Annotated in this window: 16 protein-coding genes; 8 read left to right on the top strand and 8 right to left on the bottom strand. The window is 66.0% G+C overall.

Annotated features, from left to right (window positions below; translation table 11 throughout):
• The first annotated feature begins 11 nt into the window (after positions 1-11).
• Entirely contained in the window at positions 12-389 is a 378-nt protein-coding gene (locus AB7245_RS10690) for a TIGR02301 family protein (protein WP_011085347.1), read from the top strand.
• Between the two features lie 294 nt (positions 390-683).
• Positions 684-950 (top strand): hypothetical protein, encoded by a 267-nt coding sequence (locus tag AB7245_RS10685; protein WP_014497305.1) that lies wholly within the window; start codon positions 684-686, stop codon positions 948-950.
• A 197-nt stretch (positions 951-1,147) separates the two neighbouring features.
• On the opposite strand, the gene AB7245_RS10680 is transcribed toward AB7245_RS10685, so the two are convergent.
• The 5 genes from AB7245_RS10680 to AB7245_RS10660 form a co-directional block, all read right to left on the bottom strand.
• Positions 1,148-1,468 (bottom strand): cupredoxin domain-containing protein, encoded by a 321-nt coding sequence (locus AB7245_RS10680; RefSeq protein ID WP_085402578.1) that lies wholly within the window; start codon positions 1,466-1,468, stop codon positions 1,148-1,150.
• Positions 1,469-1,478: 10 nt separating this feature from the next.
• Positions 1,479-2,012 (bottom strand): DUF4142 domain-containing protein, encoded by a 534-nt coding sequence (locus tag AB7245_RS10675; protein WP_085402577.1) that lies wholly within the window; start codon positions 2,010-2,012, stop codon positions 1,479-1,481.
• 88 nt (positions 2,013-2,100) lie between these two features.
• Positions 2,101-2,790: an RNA polymerase sigma factor gene (locus AB7245_RS10670; RefSeq protein WP_085402576.1), complete on the bottom strand. Its 690-nt coding sequence runs from the start codon at positions 2,788-2,790 to the stop codon at positions 2,101-2,103.
• A 127-nt stretch (positions 2,791-2,917) separates the two neighbouring features.
• Positions 2,918-3,781 (bottom strand): sulfurtransferase, encoded by an 864-nt coding sequence (locus tag AB7245_RS10665; protein WP_085402575.1) that lies wholly within the window; start codon positions 3,779-3,781, stop codon positions 2,918-2,920.
• A gap of 143 nt (positions 3,782-3,924) precedes the next feature.
• Entirely contained in the window at positions 3,925-5,259 is a 1,335-nt protein-coding gene (locus tag AB7245_RS10660) for a dihydroorotase (RefSeq protein WP_085402574.1), read from the bottom strand.
• Positions 5,260-5,360: 101 nt separating this feature from the next.
• Here AB7245_RS10660 and ygfZ point away from each other — a divergent pair, with 101 nt between their 5' ends.
• From ygfZ to AB7245_RS10630, 6 genes are all read left to right on the top strand, one after another.
• Entirely contained in the window at positions 5,361-6,236 is an 876-nt protein-coding gene (gene ygfZ / locus AB7245_RS10655; RefSeq protein WP_085402573.1) for a CAF17-like 4Fe-4S cluster assembly/insertion protein YgfZ, read from the top strand.
• Positions 6,233-6,859 carry a DNA-3-methyladenine glycosylase I gene (locus tag AB7245_RS10650; RefSeq protein WP_063985089.1) on the top strand — a complete coding sequence of 209 codons (627 nt, stop codon included), beginning with the start codon at positions 6,233-6,235 and terminating at the stop codon, positions 6,857-6,859. Before ygfZ ends, AB7245_RS10650 begins: the two co-directional genes overlap by 4 nt.
• A complete protein-coding gene (locus AB7245_RS10645; RefSeq protein WP_085402572.1) occupies positions 6,856-7,470 on the top strand; it encodes a YfbR-like 5'-deoxynucleotidase in 615 nt (204 codons plus the stop codon). The genes AB7245_RS10650 and AB7245_RS10645 overlap by 4 nt, the downstream gene beginning before the upstream one ends.
• Positions 7,471-7,614: 144 nt before the next feature.
• On the top strand, positions 7,615-8,121 hold the full coding sequence (locus tag AB7245_RS10640) for a tyrosine phosphatase family protein (RefSeq protein ID WP_028152156.1): 507 nt from the start codon (positions 7,615-7,617) through the stop codon (positions 8,119-8,121).
• Between the two features lie 19 nt (positions 8,122-8,140).
• Positions 8,141-9,109 (top strand): NUDIX hydrolase, encoded by a 969-nt coding sequence (locus tag AB7245_RS10635; RefSeq protein ID WP_085402571.1) that lies wholly within the window; start codon positions 8,141-8,143, stop codon positions 9,107-9,109.
• A gap of 51 nt (positions 9,110-9,160) precedes the next feature.
• Positions 9,161-11,902 carry a DUF2339 domain-containing protein gene (locus AB7245_RS10630; protein ID WP_085402570.1) on the top strand — a complete coding sequence of 914 codons (2,742 nt, stop codon included), beginning with the start codon at positions 9,161-9,163 and terminating at the stop codon, positions 11,900-11,902.
• A gap of 3 nt (positions 11,903-11,905) precedes the next feature.
• Here the strand turns inward: AB7245_RS10630 and AB7245_RS10625 are convergent, their stop codons facing one another.
• The 3 genes from AB7245_RS10625 to AB7245_RS10615 all read right to left on the bottom strand — a co-directional run bounded on the left by AB7245_RS10625 (position 11,906) and on the right by AB7245_RS10615 (position 17,761).
• Complete coding sequence (locus AB7245_RS10625) at positions 11,906-13,594, bottom strand: methyl-accepting chemotaxis protein (RefSeq protein WP_085402569.1); 1,689 nt, start codon at positions 13,592-13,594, stop codon at positions 11,906-11,908.
• 284 nt (positions 13,595-13,878) lie between these two features.
• Entirely contained in the window at positions 13,879-15,849 is a 1,971-nt protein-coding gene (locus tag AB7245_RS10620) for a methyl-accepting chemotaxis protein (protein WP_085402568.1), read from the bottom strand.
• A gap of 205 nt (positions 15,850-16,054) precedes the next feature.
• Complete coding sequence (locus AB7245_RS10615) at positions 16,055-17,761, bottom strand: methyl-accepting chemotaxis protein (RefSeq protein WP_085402566.1); 1,707 nt, start codon at positions 17,759-17,761, stop codon at positions 16,055-16,057.
• Positions 17,762-17,930: the final 169 nt, after the last annotated feature.

The following is a 17,930-nucleotide window of genomic DNA, read 5'->3' as shown; positions in this document are numbered from 1 at the left end:
ACACCCCGCCGATGTCCACGCGATTTCTGGCCATTTTTGCCCTGATTCTCGCCTGCGCCTCCGTGCCCACGAGGGCCCAGGACGTGGCGGCGCCGTTTGACGCCGATTTGCAGCGGCTGGCGGAGATTTTGGGCGGCCTGCACTATCTGCGCGGCATCTGCGGGTCCAACGAGGGCAACAAATGGCGCAGCGAGATGCAGGCGCTGATCGATGCCGAAACCCCCTCGGGCGAGCGCCGCACCCGCATGATCGCCGGCTTCAACCGCGGCTATAACGGCTTCCAGCAGACCTATCGGAGCTGCACGCCGGCCGCGACGGTGGCGATCCGCCGCTATATCGAGGAAGGCTCGAAGATCTCGCGTGATCTCACCGCGCGTTACGCGAACTGATTTCTCTTTCCGTCATTCCGGGGCGCGCGAAGCGCGAGCTACGATGCGCAATTGCGCATCTGAGAATCCATCGGGCCACCAACTCTGACGCACGATGGATTCCGGGCCCGCGCCTGTCGGCGCGTCCCGGAATGACGAGAGATGAACGCGAACGCGCATCTGGAACCCTGTCATCGACTTTGTTCACAGCCGTTAACCGTTCCTAAAGATGTGGCCTAGCGGGCGTTAATACGCGTGCTACACCTTTCGTACAGCGCATCGCCGTGGATCGCGCCCCAGCCCTGATCGAGTTTCATGAGCCATTCAGTGTCCTACGCCCCCGCCCGCGCGCCGCTGCCCGATCACGAGCAGAAACAGGCCGCGCTGAGCTATCTCAACGAGGCCTGGGCCGAAGCGCGCCATGATGGCGTCGACGGCGACTGCCTGGCGCAGGCGAGCCTGTTTGCGGCATTCGCCGAGCTCGTCGGCACCTACGGCGAGGATGCGGTGGCGAAATTCGTCGAGGGCTTTCCGGGCCGCATCCGCAACGGCGAATTCTCGGTCACTCTCGCAAGGCAGTAAGCTGCTTGCGAAAAATGACCCCGCCACACGGGCGGGGCCAGTCTACGGATGAATGACCTGGCGAACGGGATCTGGCGAACAGGTTCGCGAAGTCTGCTGCGTTTATCGCACGGAAGCCGCCTCCCCCGGACTAGCATTAGTCTCGCGATGACCGGGAGATATTCCCACTACGATCGGGAATGCACTTCCCTCCTCCCTCACGGCGCGACCTTGAGCGTCGCTTTCATGTTGGGATGATAGCGGCAGTAATAATCGACTGTTCCCGCCTTATTCAGAACAAACGTTGCCGACTTCTTCGGTGGCAGCATTACGTCGAAATCGCCGTTCTTCGCCGTGGCGGTGTGCGCGAACACGTCCTTGTTGATCCATTCGATGGTATCACCGACCTTCGCGGACGTTTCGGCCGGTGAAACCACGAGATTTTCCATTGTGATCTGAATGGTCGCGGCGCGCGCCGGGACGACGATCGACAGCAAGACGACCGCAAGCGCGATCGAAGCGAGGTGTCCCGGCTTCATCCCACACCCCCTATTTCAGCTCGGCCGCGACATGCTCGGCGTGCTGCTGATGGCCCTGAAAAATCTTCAGGCCGGTCTGCAACAGGCTCTTGAGCTCGGCATTGCCGGCGGACGGGATGAGCTGGGTTTCCAGCGCGCCGTTGACCGCCTTGTGGTAGGCGACCTCGTTCGCGACATAGGCCTTGTCGAAGGCCGCGCCGCTCAGCTTGTCGAACTCAGCCAGCTTGTCGCTCGCCTGCTTCGACAGCGCCTTGCTGGTATCGTTGTCTTCAGGCGTAACGTTCAGCTTCTTGACCAGCGCCAGCGCCTGCTTGTTGACCGCCTCGTGGTCGCGCAGCATGTCCTCGGCAAACGCCTTGACGTCCTTGTTCTTGGCCTTTTTCTGCGCCTGCTTGGCCGCGTTGATGTCGATCACGCCCGCTGTGTAGGCGATGTGAGCGATCTGCGGATCGGTGGGCTTGTCGGCTGCGCCGGCGCCCCGAAGCAGCGCGGGGCTCGACAACAGAATTGCCGCGGCGATCGCCGCGCTCCATCGGGTGGACATGTTTGAAACTCCTGTGCTGCCGGACGGTTTGCCGGCGTTGCTTCACAGGCATTGGATGGGATTTTCGCGCAAACGTTCCCGAAAAACTTCAGCCGCCGCTGCCGAGCCGCTTCAGCACCGATACGGTCAGCCGCTCGCAGCGCCACCCGGCGAACGGGAAGGCATCCATCACCACCGGACCGATCTCCTTCTCGACGTTCTCGCGCAGCATGGTGCGCGCACGGTGCAGCCGCGTCTTCACGGTCTCGGGCTTGACGCCGAGCAGATCGGCGGTCTCCTCGATGTTCATCCCCTCCATGACGCGCGCGACGAAGACCATGCGGAAGACATCCGGCAGTTCGTCGATTGCGCGTTCGACGACGCGCTGGATTTCACGTTGGGCCATGGTCCTTTCCGGATCGCCTGCGGGAGAAACGGGAAATTTTATGATCTGCGCGTCGAGCGCCTCTTCCGGCAGAGCGCTGAGCTCGACATGCGGCTTGCGGCTTCGCGCCCGGCCAAGCGCCTCGTTGATGGCAATGCGCGACAGCCAGGTCGACAGCCCGGACTCGCCGCGAAAGTCGTCCAGATGGGTAAAGGCCCGGACATAGGTTTCCTGCACCACGTCCTCGGCTTCGCTGTCGCTGCGCAGGATACCGCGCGCAAGACGGTAGAGCCTGCGGTTGTTGGCCTGCATGATCTCGCGCAACGCGGCCTCGTCACGGCCCCGCGCGCGGTCGATCAGTTCGGCTTCCGATGCTCTGGCGCCGGCGGACAGGCCGGCTGCGGTCCGCTGCATGGTGGTCACCTGTTTCCATTCGTTCCGGACATTGGATGCGGGCCCGCGATAAAGGTTCCCGACTTTCTTCCTTACACTCCCCCTCCTTCCTTACCCTCCCCTGGAGGGGGGAGGGTAAGAGAGTCCTCTAGTCCGTCTCGATCGGCAGTGCCGGATCCCTCGCCCATTCGCCCATGGAGGCATCGTACAGCGTCAGCTTGTCGTAGCCGAGTTGTGTCAGCATGAGCAGGTCGATCGTCGCCGAGATGCCGCCGCCGCAATAGCAGATCACATTCTTGTCGCGCGTAACGCCCTGGGCCGCGAATTTCGCTTCGGCATCGGCGAGCGTCGTCAGTGTCTTGTCGGCCTGGGCGAGCGTGGCCGCGGGCACGTTGACGCTGCCGGGCACGCGGCCGGGCCGGCCGTAGCGGCTCGGCTCGAGGCCTTGATGAAATTGCGGCCCGAGCGCGTTGACGATCACGGTCGAGGGATCGCCGATCCGCGCCTTCACGGTGGTCTTGTCGACGAAGAAGCCCGCGCGCGGCACGGCCTTGAAGGTGGTGGCGGGATAGCCCTTCGGCGCGCCCGTCTCGACCGGCCGCCCCTCGTCCTTCCATTTGTCAAACCCGCCGTCGAGCACCTGTGCATCGACACCGAGCGAGCGCAGCATCCACCAGAATCGCGTCGACCACATCATGGTGCCGATGCTGTAGAGCACGATGGTCTTGGATGCGTCAGCGCCGTGGCGACCGAAGGCGGCCTCTAGCTGGGGCACGCCAGCCATCATGAAGAGCTGTTGCGCGGAGGTGTCGGAGAACTCGCCCTGCAGGTCGAAGAAATCCGCGCCGGGGATGTGGCCGGCCGCGAACGTCTTGTCGCCCGGGACAGCGCGATACGGCACGTCGCTGCCGGGCGGGACAGGCTCGTTGTAGGTCGTGCAGTCGTAGAGGCGGAGGTTGGGATCGCCGAGAATCGCGGCGAGTTGCACAGTGGTGATGAGGGGTTGGGTCATGGACTACTCTCCCTGTCGAGGGATTGTAGCTCTCTCCCCTCGTCATTGCGAGCGCAGCGAAGCAATCCAGACTGCCTCCGCGGAGAGATTCTGGATTGCTTCGTCGCTGCGCTCCTCGCAATGACGAGGCTAAAGAATGCCCCTTACTGCTTCAGCGTCTCCAGGAACCGCACCGGCTCGCCCTGCGAGGCCGTCACCAGTTCGCCCTGCCACATCACGCGGCGGCCGCGGATGAAGGTGCCGACGGGCCAGCCCGTGACGCGAACGCCGTCATAGGGGGTCCAGCCGGCCTTCGACGCCACCCATTTGTTGGTAATGGTCTCGCTGCGCTTGAGATCGACGATCGTGAAATCGGCGTCGTAGCCCGCGGCAATGCGGCCCTTGCAGGCCATGTTGTAGAGACGCGCGGGGCCGGCGCTGGTGAGATCGACGAAGCGCGCCAGCGACAGGCGGCCGGCGTTGACGTGGTCGAGCATGAGCGGCACCAGCGTCTGCACTCCGGTCATGCCGGAGGGCGAGGCCGGATAGGTCTTCGACTTCTCTTCCAGCGTATGCGGGGCATGGTCGGAGCCAAGCACGTCGATGATGCCCTGCTCGATGCCGCGCCAGATGCCGGCGCGGTGATCGGCCCCGCGCACCGGCGGGTTCATCTGCGCCAGCGTGCCGAGCCGCTCGTAGCATTCGGGTGCGACCAGCGTCAGATGATGCGGCGTCGCCTCGCAGGACGCGACATCCTTGTGGTCGCGCAGGAACTCGATCTCTTCCTTGGTCGAGATGTGCAGCACGTGGATGCGCTTGCCGGTCTCGTGCGCGAGCTTGACCAGCCGCTGCGTCGCCATCAGCGCCGCGGTCTCGTCGCGCCAGACCGGATGCGAACGCGGATCGCCCTCGATGCGCAACGACTTGCGGTCGTTGAGGCGGTATTCGTCTTCGGCGTGGAAGGCGGCGCGGCGGCGGATCACCTGGAAGATGCGGCGCAGGCTCTCGTCGTCCTCCACCAGCAGCGCGCCGGTCGACGAGCCGATGAACACCTTGACGCCCGCGCAGCCGGGCGCGCGCTCCAGCACCGGCAGATCCTGCACGTTCTCGCGGGTGCCGCCGATGAAGAAGGCGAAATCGCAATGCATGCGATGATGGGCACGCTTCACCTTGTCGGTGAAGGTGGCCTCCGTCACGGTCAACGGCGACGTGTTCGGCATCTCGAACACGGCGGTGACGCCGCCCATCACGGCGCTGCGCGACCCTGTCTCGAGGTCTTCCTTCTGCTCCAGCCCGGGCTCGCGGAAATGCACCTGGGTGTCCATCACGCCGGGCAGGATGTGGAGGCCCTTGCAGTCGATCACCTCAGCGGCGGAGGCCTGCGACAGCGGGCCCAGCTCCGCGATGCGGCCGTTGGTGATGCCGATATCGCGAACACCCTCGCCGTCCTGGTTGACGACGGTGCCGCCTTTGAGGATCACATCGAAGCGCTGGGTCATGGCTGAAGGCCTCTCTCATCCCCAAGCGCGGGGCTTGAGGTCTTGTCGTTTATGCCTTGCGGGCTTACGTTCCGGCGCAACATGTCGCAAGAGATTTTCACATGAAATCAGCGTTTCTTCCCGACCGGAGCGTGGTCAAGGTCGCGGGCGAGGATGCGCGCAACTTCCTCAACGGCCTGATCACGACCGATCTCGACAGGCTGAAGCCGGGCCTGGGGCGATTCGGTGCGCTGCTGACGCCGCAGGGCAAGATCATCGTGGATTTCCTGATCACAGAGGTGCCCGCAGGCCATGGCGGCGGGTTCCTGATCGACTGTCCGAAGGCGCTGGCCGAGGGCCTCGCCACCAAGCTGAAATTCTACAAGCTGCGCGCCAAGGTCACGGTGGAAAACCTCGATCTCGGTGTGCTCGCGGCCTGGGACGGCCAGCTTGCGGCGCAGCCGGACCTTGCATTCGCCGATCCGCGCAATGATGCGCTCGGCACTCGCATCCTGATCCCCGAAGATCTCAAGCAGAAGCTGTCCGATCTCATCGGCGCCGAGCTGGTCGATGCCTCCGCCTATGAGGCGCATCGTATTGCGCTTGGCGTGCCGCGCGGCGGGCTCGATTTCATGTACAGCGATGCGTTCCCGCACGAGACCAACATGGACCGCCTCGCCGGCGTCGATTTCGACAAGGGCTGCTATGTCGGCCAGGAGGTCGTCTCGCGTATGCAGCATCGCGGCACCGCGCGCACCCGCAGCGTCAAGGTGCTGCTCGATGACCTCTCGCCGGAGGCCGGCGTCAGTGTTATGGCCGGCGACAAGCCGGTCGGCACGATGGGCTCGTCCGCCCAGGGCAAGGGCATCGCGCTGGTGCGCATCGACCGCGTTGCGGACGCGCTCGATGCCGGCCAGCCGCTCACCGCCGGCGGCCTCGCCGTGCGGCTCGCCGAACCCGACGTCGTCCGCATTCCCCTGAAGCAGCCCATCGCATGAGCCGAGCCCCCCGCCTGCATCCCGACGGAAAGACCCGCTGCCCCTGGCCCGGCGAAGACCCGCTCTATGTCGCCTATCACGACACCGAATGGGGCGTGCCGGAATATGACGACCGTGCGCTCTACGAAAAGCTGATCCTCGACGGCTTCCAGGCCGGCCTCTCCTGGATCACGATCCTGCGCAAGCGGGACAATTTCCGCAAAGCCTTCGATGATTTTCAGCCGGAGAAGATCGCGCGCTACAACGACAAGAAGGTGCACGCGCTGATGAACGATGCCGGCATCGTGCGCAACCGCGCCAAGATCGACGGCGCGATCCTGAGCGCGAAATCGTATCTCGACATCATGGAGAAGGGCCCGGGCTTCTCGAAGCTGTTGTGGGACTTCATGGACGGCCGGCCCAAGGTCAACAATTTCAAGACCACTGCGAGCGTGCCGGCCTCGACGCCGCTGTCGACGCAGATCTCCAAGGAACTGTCCTCGCGCGGTTTCAAATTCGTCGGTCCGACCATCGTCTACGCCTTCATGGAGGCGACCGGCATGGTCAACGACCATCTCGTCGACTGCCATTGTCACGCGAGCTGCGGCAAGACGCAGCGCAAGCCGCGCCTCAAGGCCAAATGACCGCGAAGAAAACGGCACGCGACGTGGCATCCCGCGCCTGGCAACGCATGTTGTCGGGCCGGCGGCTCGATCTGCTCGATCCCTCTCCGCTCGATGTCGAGATCGCCGACATCGCGCATGGGCTCGCGCGCGTGGCGCGCTGGAACGGGCAGACCACCGGCGCGCACATCTTCTCGGTCGCGCAGCATACGCTTCTGGTGGAGACCGTGATGCGGCACGAGATGCCGCGCGTCGACGAGCGCATGCGGCTGGCCGCGCTGCTGCACGATGCGCCCGAATACGTGATCGGCGACATGATCTCGCCGTTCAAGGCCGTGCTCGACGGCCATTACAAGGCGGTGGAGAAGCGCCTGCTCGGCGCCATCCACATCCGCTTCGGCCTGCCGCCGGCGCTGCCCGAGGAGATCACGCAAGCCATCAAGGCCGCCGATCGCGGGGCGGCCTATCTGGAGGCAACCGAGCTCGCCGGCTTCAGCGAAAGCGAGGCGAAGCGCCTGTTCGGCAGGGACCCCGGCCTCTCCGACAGCGTCCGGCGCGACTACCTCACGCCCTGGACCGCGGCGCGGGCCGAGAAGCAGTTTCTGGAGCGGTTCAACGCGGTGTTCGCGTAGCATCATCCCTTCGTAGGGTGGGCAAAGCGAAGCGCGCCCACCAAACTAGCCGCAATGTGCGCGGTGCGAAACGGTGGGCACGGCGCGATGCGCCTTTGCCCACCGTACGAGCGCTCGCTATAATCAGCGGCAAAAAGGTCCGCCATGATCCACGTCTGTTCCCTCGCCGCCCTTCCCGAAACCGTCCGCCTCACCAGGGCCAGCCATGTGCTGACCGTCATGGCCAATGTCGAGCAGGTGGCACGTCCGGTGTCGGTGCTGCCGGCCAACCATCTCAAAGTGTCGATGGACGACATCACCGAGGAGATGGACGGCTTCACCGCACCATCCGAAGCTCATATCGACCAGGTGCTGAATTTCGTGCGCGGCTGGGACCGCAGCGCGCCGCTGGTGGTGCATTGCTATGCCGGCATCAGCCGCTCCACTGCGAGCGCGTTCGCGGCCGTCTGCGCCCTCAATCCGGATCGCGACGAGATCGAGATCGCCAAGAAGATCCGCGCGGCCTCGCCGATAGCCTCGCCGAACCGCCGCATCGTCGGCCTTGCCGACCGCGCGCTTGGGCGCAACGGCCGCATGCTGCGCGCGCTCGACGAGATGGGCCCGGGCGCGATGATGGTCGAGGGCCGCCCCTTCGTGATCGAGCTCGAATGACAACTGCGACATCAGCCGCATGAGCGACACGCAGCTGACGCCGATCGAGATCGGCCTGACCGCGGCGATCGTCGCGATCGAGGATCATGAGCCGCTGATCCTCACCGCGCACAGCAGTGATGGGCTGGCGGGCCTGCCGTTCGGGCCGTTCGATGCGCCGAGCCATCGCACGTTCGAGATCGGCCTGCGCGCCTGGGTCGAGGCACAGGCGGGCTTGCGGCTCGGCTATGTCGAGCAGCTCTACACGTTCGGCGATCGTGGTCGTCATGCCGAGGCCGGCGACACCGGTGCGCATATGGTGTCGATCGGCTATCTCGCGCTGACGCGCGCGGTGGGCGGCGAGCTCGCAGCGACCGGCGCGAGCTTCGAACCATGGTATCGCTTCCTCCCCTGGGAAGACTGGCGCGAGGAGCCGCCCGCGATCATCGCCCGTGACATCATCCCGGCGCTGACGCTATGGGCCGAGGAGGAGACGCCGGAGACCACACGCGCATTGCCGCGCCGGGATCGCGTGCGGTTCTATTTCGGTCTCGACGGCGCGCCCTGGGACGAGGAGCGCGTGCTCGACCGCTACGAGCTCTTGTACGAGGCCGGGCTGATCGAGGAGGCGCGGCGCGACGGCCGCCCTGCGGCATTGGCGCGCAAGGAGCTTCCCGCGCTCGGCACCTCGATGCGATTCGATCACCGCCGGATTCTCGCGACCGCGATCGCGCGGCTGCGTGCGAAACTGAAGTATCGTCCTGTGGTGTTTGAACTTTTGACCGCGGAGTTCACACTCACTGAACTGCAGTACACGGTGGAGGCGATCTCCGGCCGGCACCTGCACAAGCAAAATTTCCGCCGCCTGGTCGAAACCGAAGCCCTGGTCGAACCGACCGGGGTGATGTCGACACAGACCGGCGGACGGCCGGCGGCGCTCTACCGCTTCCGCCGCGACGTGCTCCAGGAACGACCCGCGCCGGGCTTGCGCGTACGCTCCCGGCGCTAGATCCTAGGATTTGCGTGACCGGCCCCTGCCCGCCGGTTGCCTGGAGGCTTTATGTTCGACGGCCCGTTTGACGTCTTTGCGCTGATCATTGCGATCATCGCTGTCCTGATCGCGATCAAGGCCTCCAGCCAGGCGACCGAGCTGCGCCGCCGGCTCGCCTCGCTCGAAGAGATGTTTTACGCGCAGCGGCAGGTGCAGCCACCGCCGCTGATGCCCACGCAGGTGCAGGCCGAGGCGCCCGCGACGACGGCCGCCGAGCCGCCGCCGCTCGCGCCCGAAGTCGAGGCAGCACCGCCTCCGCTCGTCACCGAAGAGGTTTCACCGCGGCCGCTCGCAGCGAGCACTGAAGCCGATGCACCGCCGCCGCTTGCGGCGAGCACCGAGGCCTACGCACCGCCGCCTTTGCCCGCGCCGGCGCCCGGCTTCGAGGAACGGCTCGGCACGCGCTGGGTGGTCTGGATCGGCGGCCTCGCGCTCGCGCTCGGCGGCTTCTTCATGGTGCGCTATTCGATCGAGGCGGGCCTCGTCGGCCCCGGCGTGCGCGTGTTCCTCGGCGGGCTGTTCGCAGCCGCGCTGCTGGGCGCCGGCGAATGGTCGCGACGCAAGGAGAGCATCTCCAACATCGCGGCGCTGCCGATCGCCAACATCCCCGCGATCCTCACCGCGGCCGGAACGGCCGTGGCGTTCGCGACCATCTACGCCGCCTATGCGCTCTATGGCTTCCTCGTGCCCGCCACCGCTTTCGTGCTGCTCGGCATCGTCGCGATGGGCACGCTCGCCGCGGCACTGTTGCATGGGCCCGCACTCGCGGGCCTCGGCGTGGTCGGCGCGTTCGTGACGCCGATCCTCGTCTCCAGCGGCAAGCCGGATTATTGGGCGCTCTATGTTTATCTTGCGATCGTCACCGCCGCGAGCTTCGGCCTCGCGCACATCCGGCTGTGGCGCTGGCTCGCGGTGACGACCATCGCCTTCGCCGTGCTCTGGATCTTCCCGGGTCTCGATACCAGCGAACTGCAGGTCGCGCCGCACGCCTTCCATGCGATCGCGGGCTTCGTGCTCGCCGCTTTGCTCGTGGTCTGCGGCTTCATGTTCGGCCCGACCATCGAGGACGGCGAGATCGAGCCGGTGTCGTCGAGCTCCCTCGGCGCCTATCTGTTCGGCGCGATGCTGATCGTGCTGTCGAGCGCGCATGCGGACCTTGCGCTGATCGCCTTCACGCTTCTGGTTGGTGCGACGCTGTTCGTCGCCTGGCGCGCGCCGGCGGCGACCGGCGCGCTGGGCGCGGCCGCAGCGACCGTCTTCATCGTGTTCGCCGAATGGGCGGTGCGCGCCAATCCCGACATGCTGGTGCTGCCGGGCGGCCCCATGCCCGGCGTCGGACCGACAGCGATCGACGGCGCGGTGACGCTGCATCTGGTGATGGCCGCAATCTTCGCTGCCGGCTTCGGCATCGCGGGCTTTCTCGCGCAGGGCCGCTCGAGCTCGGCGGTCATTCCGGTGGTGTGGTCGGCGGCAGCCGTTGCGACGCCGACCGCGATCCTCGTTGCGCTCTACGCGCGCATCGCCCATCTCGACCGCTCGATCCCGTTCGCGATCCTCGCGGTGCTGCTCGCCGCGGCCTTCGGCGCTGCGACCGAAGCGCTGGCACGCCGCGAAGATCGGCCGGGCGCTGCGACCTCCGTCGCGCTGTTCGCGACCGGCACGCTCGGCGCATTGGCACTGGCGCTGACCTTCGCCCTCGAAAAGGGCTGGCTCACCATCGCGCTGGCCCTGATGTCGCTCGGCACGGCCTGGATCTCGCTGCAGCGGCCGATCCCGGTCCTGCGCCGGCTCGCCGCCATCTTTGCCGCGATCGTTACCGCGCGCATCGGCTATGATCCACGCATCGTCGGCGATGCCGTCGGCACCACGCCGATCTTCAACTGGCTGTTGTGGGGCTACGGCCTGCCGGCGGCCTCGTTCTGGGGCGCGAGCATCTTCCTGCGCCGCCGCGGCGACGATCCGCCGCTGCGCATCGTGGAGGCCGCCGCGATCCTGTTCACCGCGCTGCTCGCCTTCATGGAGATCCGGCATCTTGCCACCGGCGGCCGCATGACGTCGCCGCCCTCACTGCTCGAATTTGCCCTGCAAGTCTGCGTCGCGCTCGCCATGGCGATCGGGCTGGAGCGGCTGCGGCTGAGGAGCCACAGCATCGTTCACAATGTCGGCGCAATCGCGCTCACCGCGATCGCCGGGCTCATCAGCGTGTTCGGCCTGCTGATCCTGGAGAATCCGTGGCTGCTCTCCAGCGTCGATGTCGGCGGTCTCGTCTTCAACCTGCTGCTGCTCGGCTACGCTCTCCCGGCGGTGCTGATGCTGCTGCTGTCCTATGCGGTGGCCGGACATCGCCCCGTCGCCTATGCGAACACGATTGCCGGCGCTGCGCTGGTGTTCGCGCTGACCTATTTGACGCTGGAGATCCGCCGCTTCTATCACGGCCCGGTCCTGCTCTACGGCGCCACCACGGGCGCGGAGCAATACACCTATTCGATCGGCTGGCTCGGCTTCGGCGTGGTGCTGCTCGGCGTCGGCATTCTCGTCAACTCCGAGCGGGCACGGCTGGCGTCGGCCGCGGTGATCGCGCTGACGATCCTGAAGGCCTTCGTGATCGACATGTCGACGCTGACAGGCGTCTACCGCGCGCTGTCGTTCATGTGCCTCGGCATCGTGCTGGTCGCGATCGGCTGGCTCTACCAGCGCATCCTGTTCCGGCGGCAGGTCGCACCGCCGCCGGCTCCGCAGGCGAGCACTTGAGGATCAAGCCGCGCGGACCGACTCCAGGAACTGCGCGACCTCGACTTTGAGCCGCGTGCTGTCGGTCGCCAGCGATTTCGCCGCCGACAGCACCTCCGTCGACGCCGAGCCGGTCTCGATCGCACCACGCTGCACGTCCGTGATGTTCATCGAGACCTCCTGCGTACCGACCGAAGCCTGCTGCACGTTGCGCGAGATCTCCTGCGTGGCCGCGCCCTGTTCCTCGACGGCGGCTGCGATGGCCGCCGCCACCTCGGACAGCCGCTCGATGGTGCCGCCGATCTCCTGGATGGCGCTGACGGACTCCTGCGTCGCGGCCTGGATCCCGGAGACCTGCGCCCCGATCTCGCCGGTCGCTTTCGCGGTCTGCTCGGCCAGCGCCTTGACCTCGGAGGCGACGACCGCGAAGCCGCGGCCGGCTTCACCGGCACGCGCCGCCTCGATGGTGGCGTTGAGCGCCAGCAGGTTGGTCTGACCGGCGATGGTGTTGATCAGCTCGACCACGTCGCCGATGCGGGATGCCGCCTGCGACAGCGCGTTGACGCGGTCGTTGGTCCGCGTGGCCTGCTCGACGGCCTCCGCGGCCATCCGCGCCGAATCCTGCACGCGGCGGCTGATCTCGGTGATGGAGGACGACAGCTCCTCCGAGGCGGACGCAACCGCCTGGACGTTGGTCGAGGCTTCCTCGGACGCCGCAGCGACCACGGTCGCAAGCTCCTGCCCGCGCTGCGCGGTGCTGCTCAGCGTGGTCGCGGAGGCCTCGAGCTCGGTCGAGGCCGACGACACGGTGCCGACGACCTCGCCGATCATGGCCTCGAACTTGCGGGTGATGGCGTCGACGCGGCGGCCGCGTTCGATCTTGGCCTCGGCGTCGGCAGCAGCGACTTCGTCGGCGGCCTTCTTGGCGATCAACGCCTCCTTGAAGATCTGGAGCGCATCCGCCATCGAGCCGATCTCGGTCTTCTCGCCGCGATGCGGCACCTCGGCGGAGAGGTCGCCTTCGCCAAGCGACTGCATCGGATGGATGATCGAGGCAATGCCGCGAGAAACGTCACGCACGAGATAATAGGCGGCACCGATCGCGATCACGACCGAGAACACGATGATGCCGACCAGCACGCGGAAGATCGTGGCGTAGCTGTCGGCTGCCTGCTTCGTCTCCAGCTCGGCGCCCCGGTTGTTCATCTCGATGCCCTTCTGGAGCAGCGGGTCGGCGGCCTGGGCCATCTTCGCGACCTTGGTCTGCAACAGCTCGTTGGCATCGGTCGGGAAGCGACCGACGCCCTTGCGCGACAGCGCCATGACGTCCTGCACCCCGTTCAGGTACTCGGCCCACGCCTTGCTCCACTGCTCATAGAGCGAACGCTCCTCGGCCGAGGTGATCAGCGGCTCGTAGACCTTGCGGGTCTGGTCGATGCGCGCCTGCAGCGAGGCGAGGCGCTTCTCGGCGGCTTCCTTGCCCTCGGCGGTGTCCTGCATCAGGTGCAGGCGCAGCGCGACGCGCAGCTCGTTGATGTCGGCGCGAAGCGAGCCGAGCGCACGCACGCTCGGCAGCCAGCTCTCCGCGATCTCGACGGTGTGGGAATTGATACTCTGCATGGTGCCGATCGCCATCACGCCGACGCCGGCGAGCGACAGCACGAGGACCGACAACACGGTCAGAAGCTTGAACACGATCGACAACTTCGACATCACAGCAAATCCCGATGAGACCTAGCAACGCGCAAATCACCTGCGCCGCCATCGTCACGACGGACGACAGGGCGGAAGTCAGTTCAACAATGCTGGCTGATTTTTATCCCGTAAGATTGCGCTCATAGTTGCAAACAGGCGTTAACAGGAACCTACGTGAAACTACGGAATTCGCTGTCGCCGCCGTTATATGTTCCGCAATTATTAGTTGCAGTGCAGCAGACATCGCGCGACGCCACACCGGCGCACCGCGATGCGCGGCTCGAACGGAGCAACTGACGACCTCAGGCCGCCCGGACCGACTCCAGGAAGCGCGCGACCTCGCTCTTCAGCCGGTTGCTCTCCTGAGACAGCGATTGTGCTGCCGAATGCACCTGGGCCGACGCAGCCCCGGTCTCGCCTGCACCGCGCTGAACGTTGCCGATATTGGCGGAGACCTCCGAGGTGCCGTGCGCGGCATGCTGGATGTTGCGGGAGATCTCCTGCGTCGCGGCGCCCTGCTCCTCCACCGCTGCGGCGATGGCCGAGGAAATTTCCGACATCCGCGCGATGGTGTCGCCGATCTCCTTGATCGCACCGACCGAATCCTGCGTCGCGGTCTGGATCGCGCCGATGTGCTGGCTGATCTCGCCGGTGGCCTTCGCGGTCTGCTCGGCGAGCGCCTTCACTTCGGTCGCAACCACCGCAAAGCCCTTGCCGGCCTCGCCCGCCCGTGCCGCCTCGATCGTGGCATTGAGCGCCAGCAGATTGGTCTGGCTGGCGATCGTGTTGATCAGCTCGACCACGTCGCCGATACGCCCTGCCGCCTTGGTCAGCTCCGCGACGCGCGCGTTGGTGCGCTGGGCCTGCTCCACCGCGACGTCGGCGACGCGGGCCGATTCCTGCACCTGGCGGCTGATCTCCGAGATCGATGTGGTCATCTCCTCGCTCGCGGACGACACCGACTGCACGTTCGCGGACGCCTCCTCCGAGGCCGCCGCCACCGCCGTGGCGAGCCCGTTGCCGCGCTCGGCGGCCTGGGTCAGCGTATTGGAGGACGCCTCGAGCTCGGTTGCCGCCGACGACACCGTGTCGATGATCTCGCCGACCGCGCCTTCAAACCCGTCGGCGAGGCGGTGCATGTCCGCCTTGCGCCGTTCGCGCCCGCGCGCGTCAGCCTCGGCCTGCTCCGCACGCAGCCGCTCGGCCTCCGCCATGTTGGTCCTGAACACCTCGACCGCACCGGCCATCTCGCCGATCTCGTCCTTGCGCCCGACGCCGGGGACGGAGATCGAAAGCTCGCCGCGCGCCAGCCGCGTCATCGCACCGACCATGCCGGACAGCGCCTTCGAGATCGAGCGCCCGAGGACAAAGCCGACCACGGCGAGCACGACGACGGTGAGCGCGAAGGCGATCATCATCCACATGCGCACGGCATCGCGCGTTGCGGCCTCCGCGGCGTCCGCCTGCTTGTACATGGCGTCGACGGCGGTCCGCACCTCGACCATGGAGGGTTCGAGCTCGCGGAATGTCTTCATCATGCTCGCGTCCAGCGTAGCGCTCTGCTGCGCGGTCTCGGCCCAGGCCGCGAGCTCGGACTGGTATTTCTGGAGCTTGGCCGTGATGTCGTTCATCACTGCCATCGGGACTGCGACCACCTCGATCGCCTTGGAGAATTCGACCGCGGCCTTCTTCACTTCGGCAATGTATTTGGGGTCGCGCCGCAGCATGAAGTCCTTCTCGTGCCGGCGCATCATCAGCATCCAGCTCGTCGTCCTGGGATCGTCGATCTCCTTGAGTTTCACCTCGATGTCGTGCACGGCGGCGCGGAGCGAGCCGGACAGGCCAAGCGTCTCGTTCAGCCCGAGTCTGGTCTCGGCCACGACGAGCGCCTTGAAATCCTCGGCATAGCGTTTGAAGCCGTCATGCGCCTGCCTGGTCTTGTCGGACAGCGCGCTCATACCGCCGGCCGCCATCAACCGCTCGACCTCGTCGAAATCGCGGTTGATCGGTCCCATCAGCTCGGCATGGGCCTTGGCGTAGCTTTCGTTGCGGCGCTGCTGAAAATTCTTCTCGTTGCGGCGCGCCTCCAGCATCTCGATCGTGAGCTGCTTGTTCAGGTCAGCGATCGCGCGGGCGCGGTTGGCAACGGTGCGGGAGGCGTCCTGAGAGAGGCTGCCGATCTCGTAGATCGCGCCGAAGACGACGAGACCGACAAGGCCGAAGAGTCCGATCGCCATGACCTTGTGGGTGAGGCGAATGGAGAAGCCGCTCATTGAATGTGCTCCGATACGTTCGATACGCAATACAGGGAGGGCGACTCGGCACCCGAATATTGCGAGATCATGACTGCATCGGTTTTCCGGAAGGTTAACCGTGCAGACCTTCTCACCGCGGCATCGGCTGCGGACGCATGCGAACCGCCACGCGTCCTCGCGCGGCGGTTGCAATCGGCGGACGATGGGGTGAGGACGGCCGCCCTCAGGCGGCGCGCACCGTGGTGAGGAACTTGCCGACCTCGAGCTTGAGGCGGTTGCTGTCGCCGGACAGCGACTGCGCAGCCGAAAGCACCTGCGACGACGCCGAGCCGGTCTCGCTCGCACCGCGCTGCACGTCGGTGATGTTGGACGACACTTGATGGGTGCCTTCCGCCGCCTGCTGCACGTTGCGGGAGATCTCCTGCGTCGCCGCGCCCTGCTCCTCCACCGCCGCCGCGATCGCCGAAGAGATCTCCGACAGCCGTTCGATGGTGTCGCTGATGTCCTTGATGGCGCCGACCGACTCCTGGGTAGCAGACTGGATGCCGGAAATCTGCTGGCCGATCTCGCCGGTGGCCTTCGCGGTCTGCTCGGCAAGCGCCTTCACTTCGGAAGCGACGACGGCGAAGCCACGGCCAGCTTCGCCTGCACGCGCAGCCTCGATCGTGGCGTTGAGCGCCAGCAGGTTAGTCTGGCCGGCGATGGTGTTGATCAGCTCGACGACGTCGCCAATCCGCGTTGCCGCCTTCGACAGTTCGCTGACACGTTCGGTGGTGGTGCGGGCCTGGCCGACGGCTTCGCTCGCCACGCGCGCGGATTCCTGCACCTGGCGGCTGATCTCGGTGATCGAGGACGACAGCTCCTCGGTCGCCGAGGCCACCGACTGCACGTTGGTGGAGGCTTCCTCAGAGGCCGAAGCGACCACCGTCGCAAGCTGCTGCGCGTGCTCCGCGGTCGAGGTCAGCGTCGTCGCGGAAGCCTCGAGCTCGGTCGAGGCCGAGCTCACGGTCTCGATCACCTCGCCGACGGCGGTTTCAAACTGGTCGGCAAGCCGGAGCATGTCCTGGCGACGCTGCGCCGCGCTGCGCTGCTCCATCTCCTTCTGCTCGGCTTCCATCCGGATCTTGGCAAGGCCGTTCTCCCGGAACACTTCCGCGGTCTTGGCGACTTCGCCGACTTCGTCCTTGCGATCAAGGCCGGCGATCTCGACCTGATAGCGGCCGGAGGCAAGCTCCTGGAGCACACCGACGATCATGCGGATCGGCCGCGCGATGCCGTACTGACCGATGATGAAGCCCAACGCGCCGCCGATGATGACACCGAGGCCTGCGAGGATGATCAGGAAGCGTGACGTCGATTCATACTGCTCGCGCGCTTCCTTGCTCTTCTCCTCGACACGCGTATTCAGCCGATCGGCGAGTTCGCGGATCTTGCCTTGAAGGTTCTCCGCAGCGGTCCTGCTCTTCATCGCGATGTCGCGCAGCTTGTCTGCGCTGTCGCTGAGCTTCGCCGACTTCTCGGCATCGACGGCCGCGAGCGTCGTGTCCATCTGGCTCTTGTAGGCCGAGAACGCCTCACGCACGCCCGGGAGCAGCGTCTTGGCCTTCTCGTCCGGGGTCTGGCTGACCTCGTCGAAACGCTCCTGATACTGCTTGAGCTGGGCGTTGATGACATCACGCGCGGCGAGGCGATTGTCGTCACGCGGATCAAGCGCACTGCGGAATTCAGCGCGGTTCAGCGCGATGACGTTCTGGTTGGCGCGCGCGGCGAGCAGGGCCCGCTTGGCCGCGGTCGACATCACGTCGGCCTTTTCGCTGAGATCGCTGAGGGCGGAGACGCCGATCCAGGCGATCGCGGCGCCGATCCCGCACAGCAGGAGGACGATCCCGAGGATCTTGCTCAGGATGCGGAAGCGGCCGAGAAAATGCATGACTGGAATCCTTCATGGACGTTGCCGCTCAAGCGGCTGAATTTCCATGAACTTCGTCCAAAAACCATTCCGCTTCCCTTAACCACGTTTGCCGTAGAAACACGGAGTTTTCACCGCGATCGACGCCGCTCTTGCGTTCCGAGAGTTGCGCAGGGAGCAAGGCTCTCCC

It is taken from the genome of Bradyrhizobium sp. 604_D8_N2_3, from assembly GCF_051810765.1.
In the GTDB taxonomy this organism is placed as follows: Bacteria; Pseudomonadota; Alphaproteobacteria; order Rhizobiales; family Xanthobacteraceae; genus Bradyrhizobium; species Bradyrhizobium barranii.
Note: the sequence above shows the minus strand (reverse complement) of the source record. Positions and strands in the feature narration are given on the sequence as shown.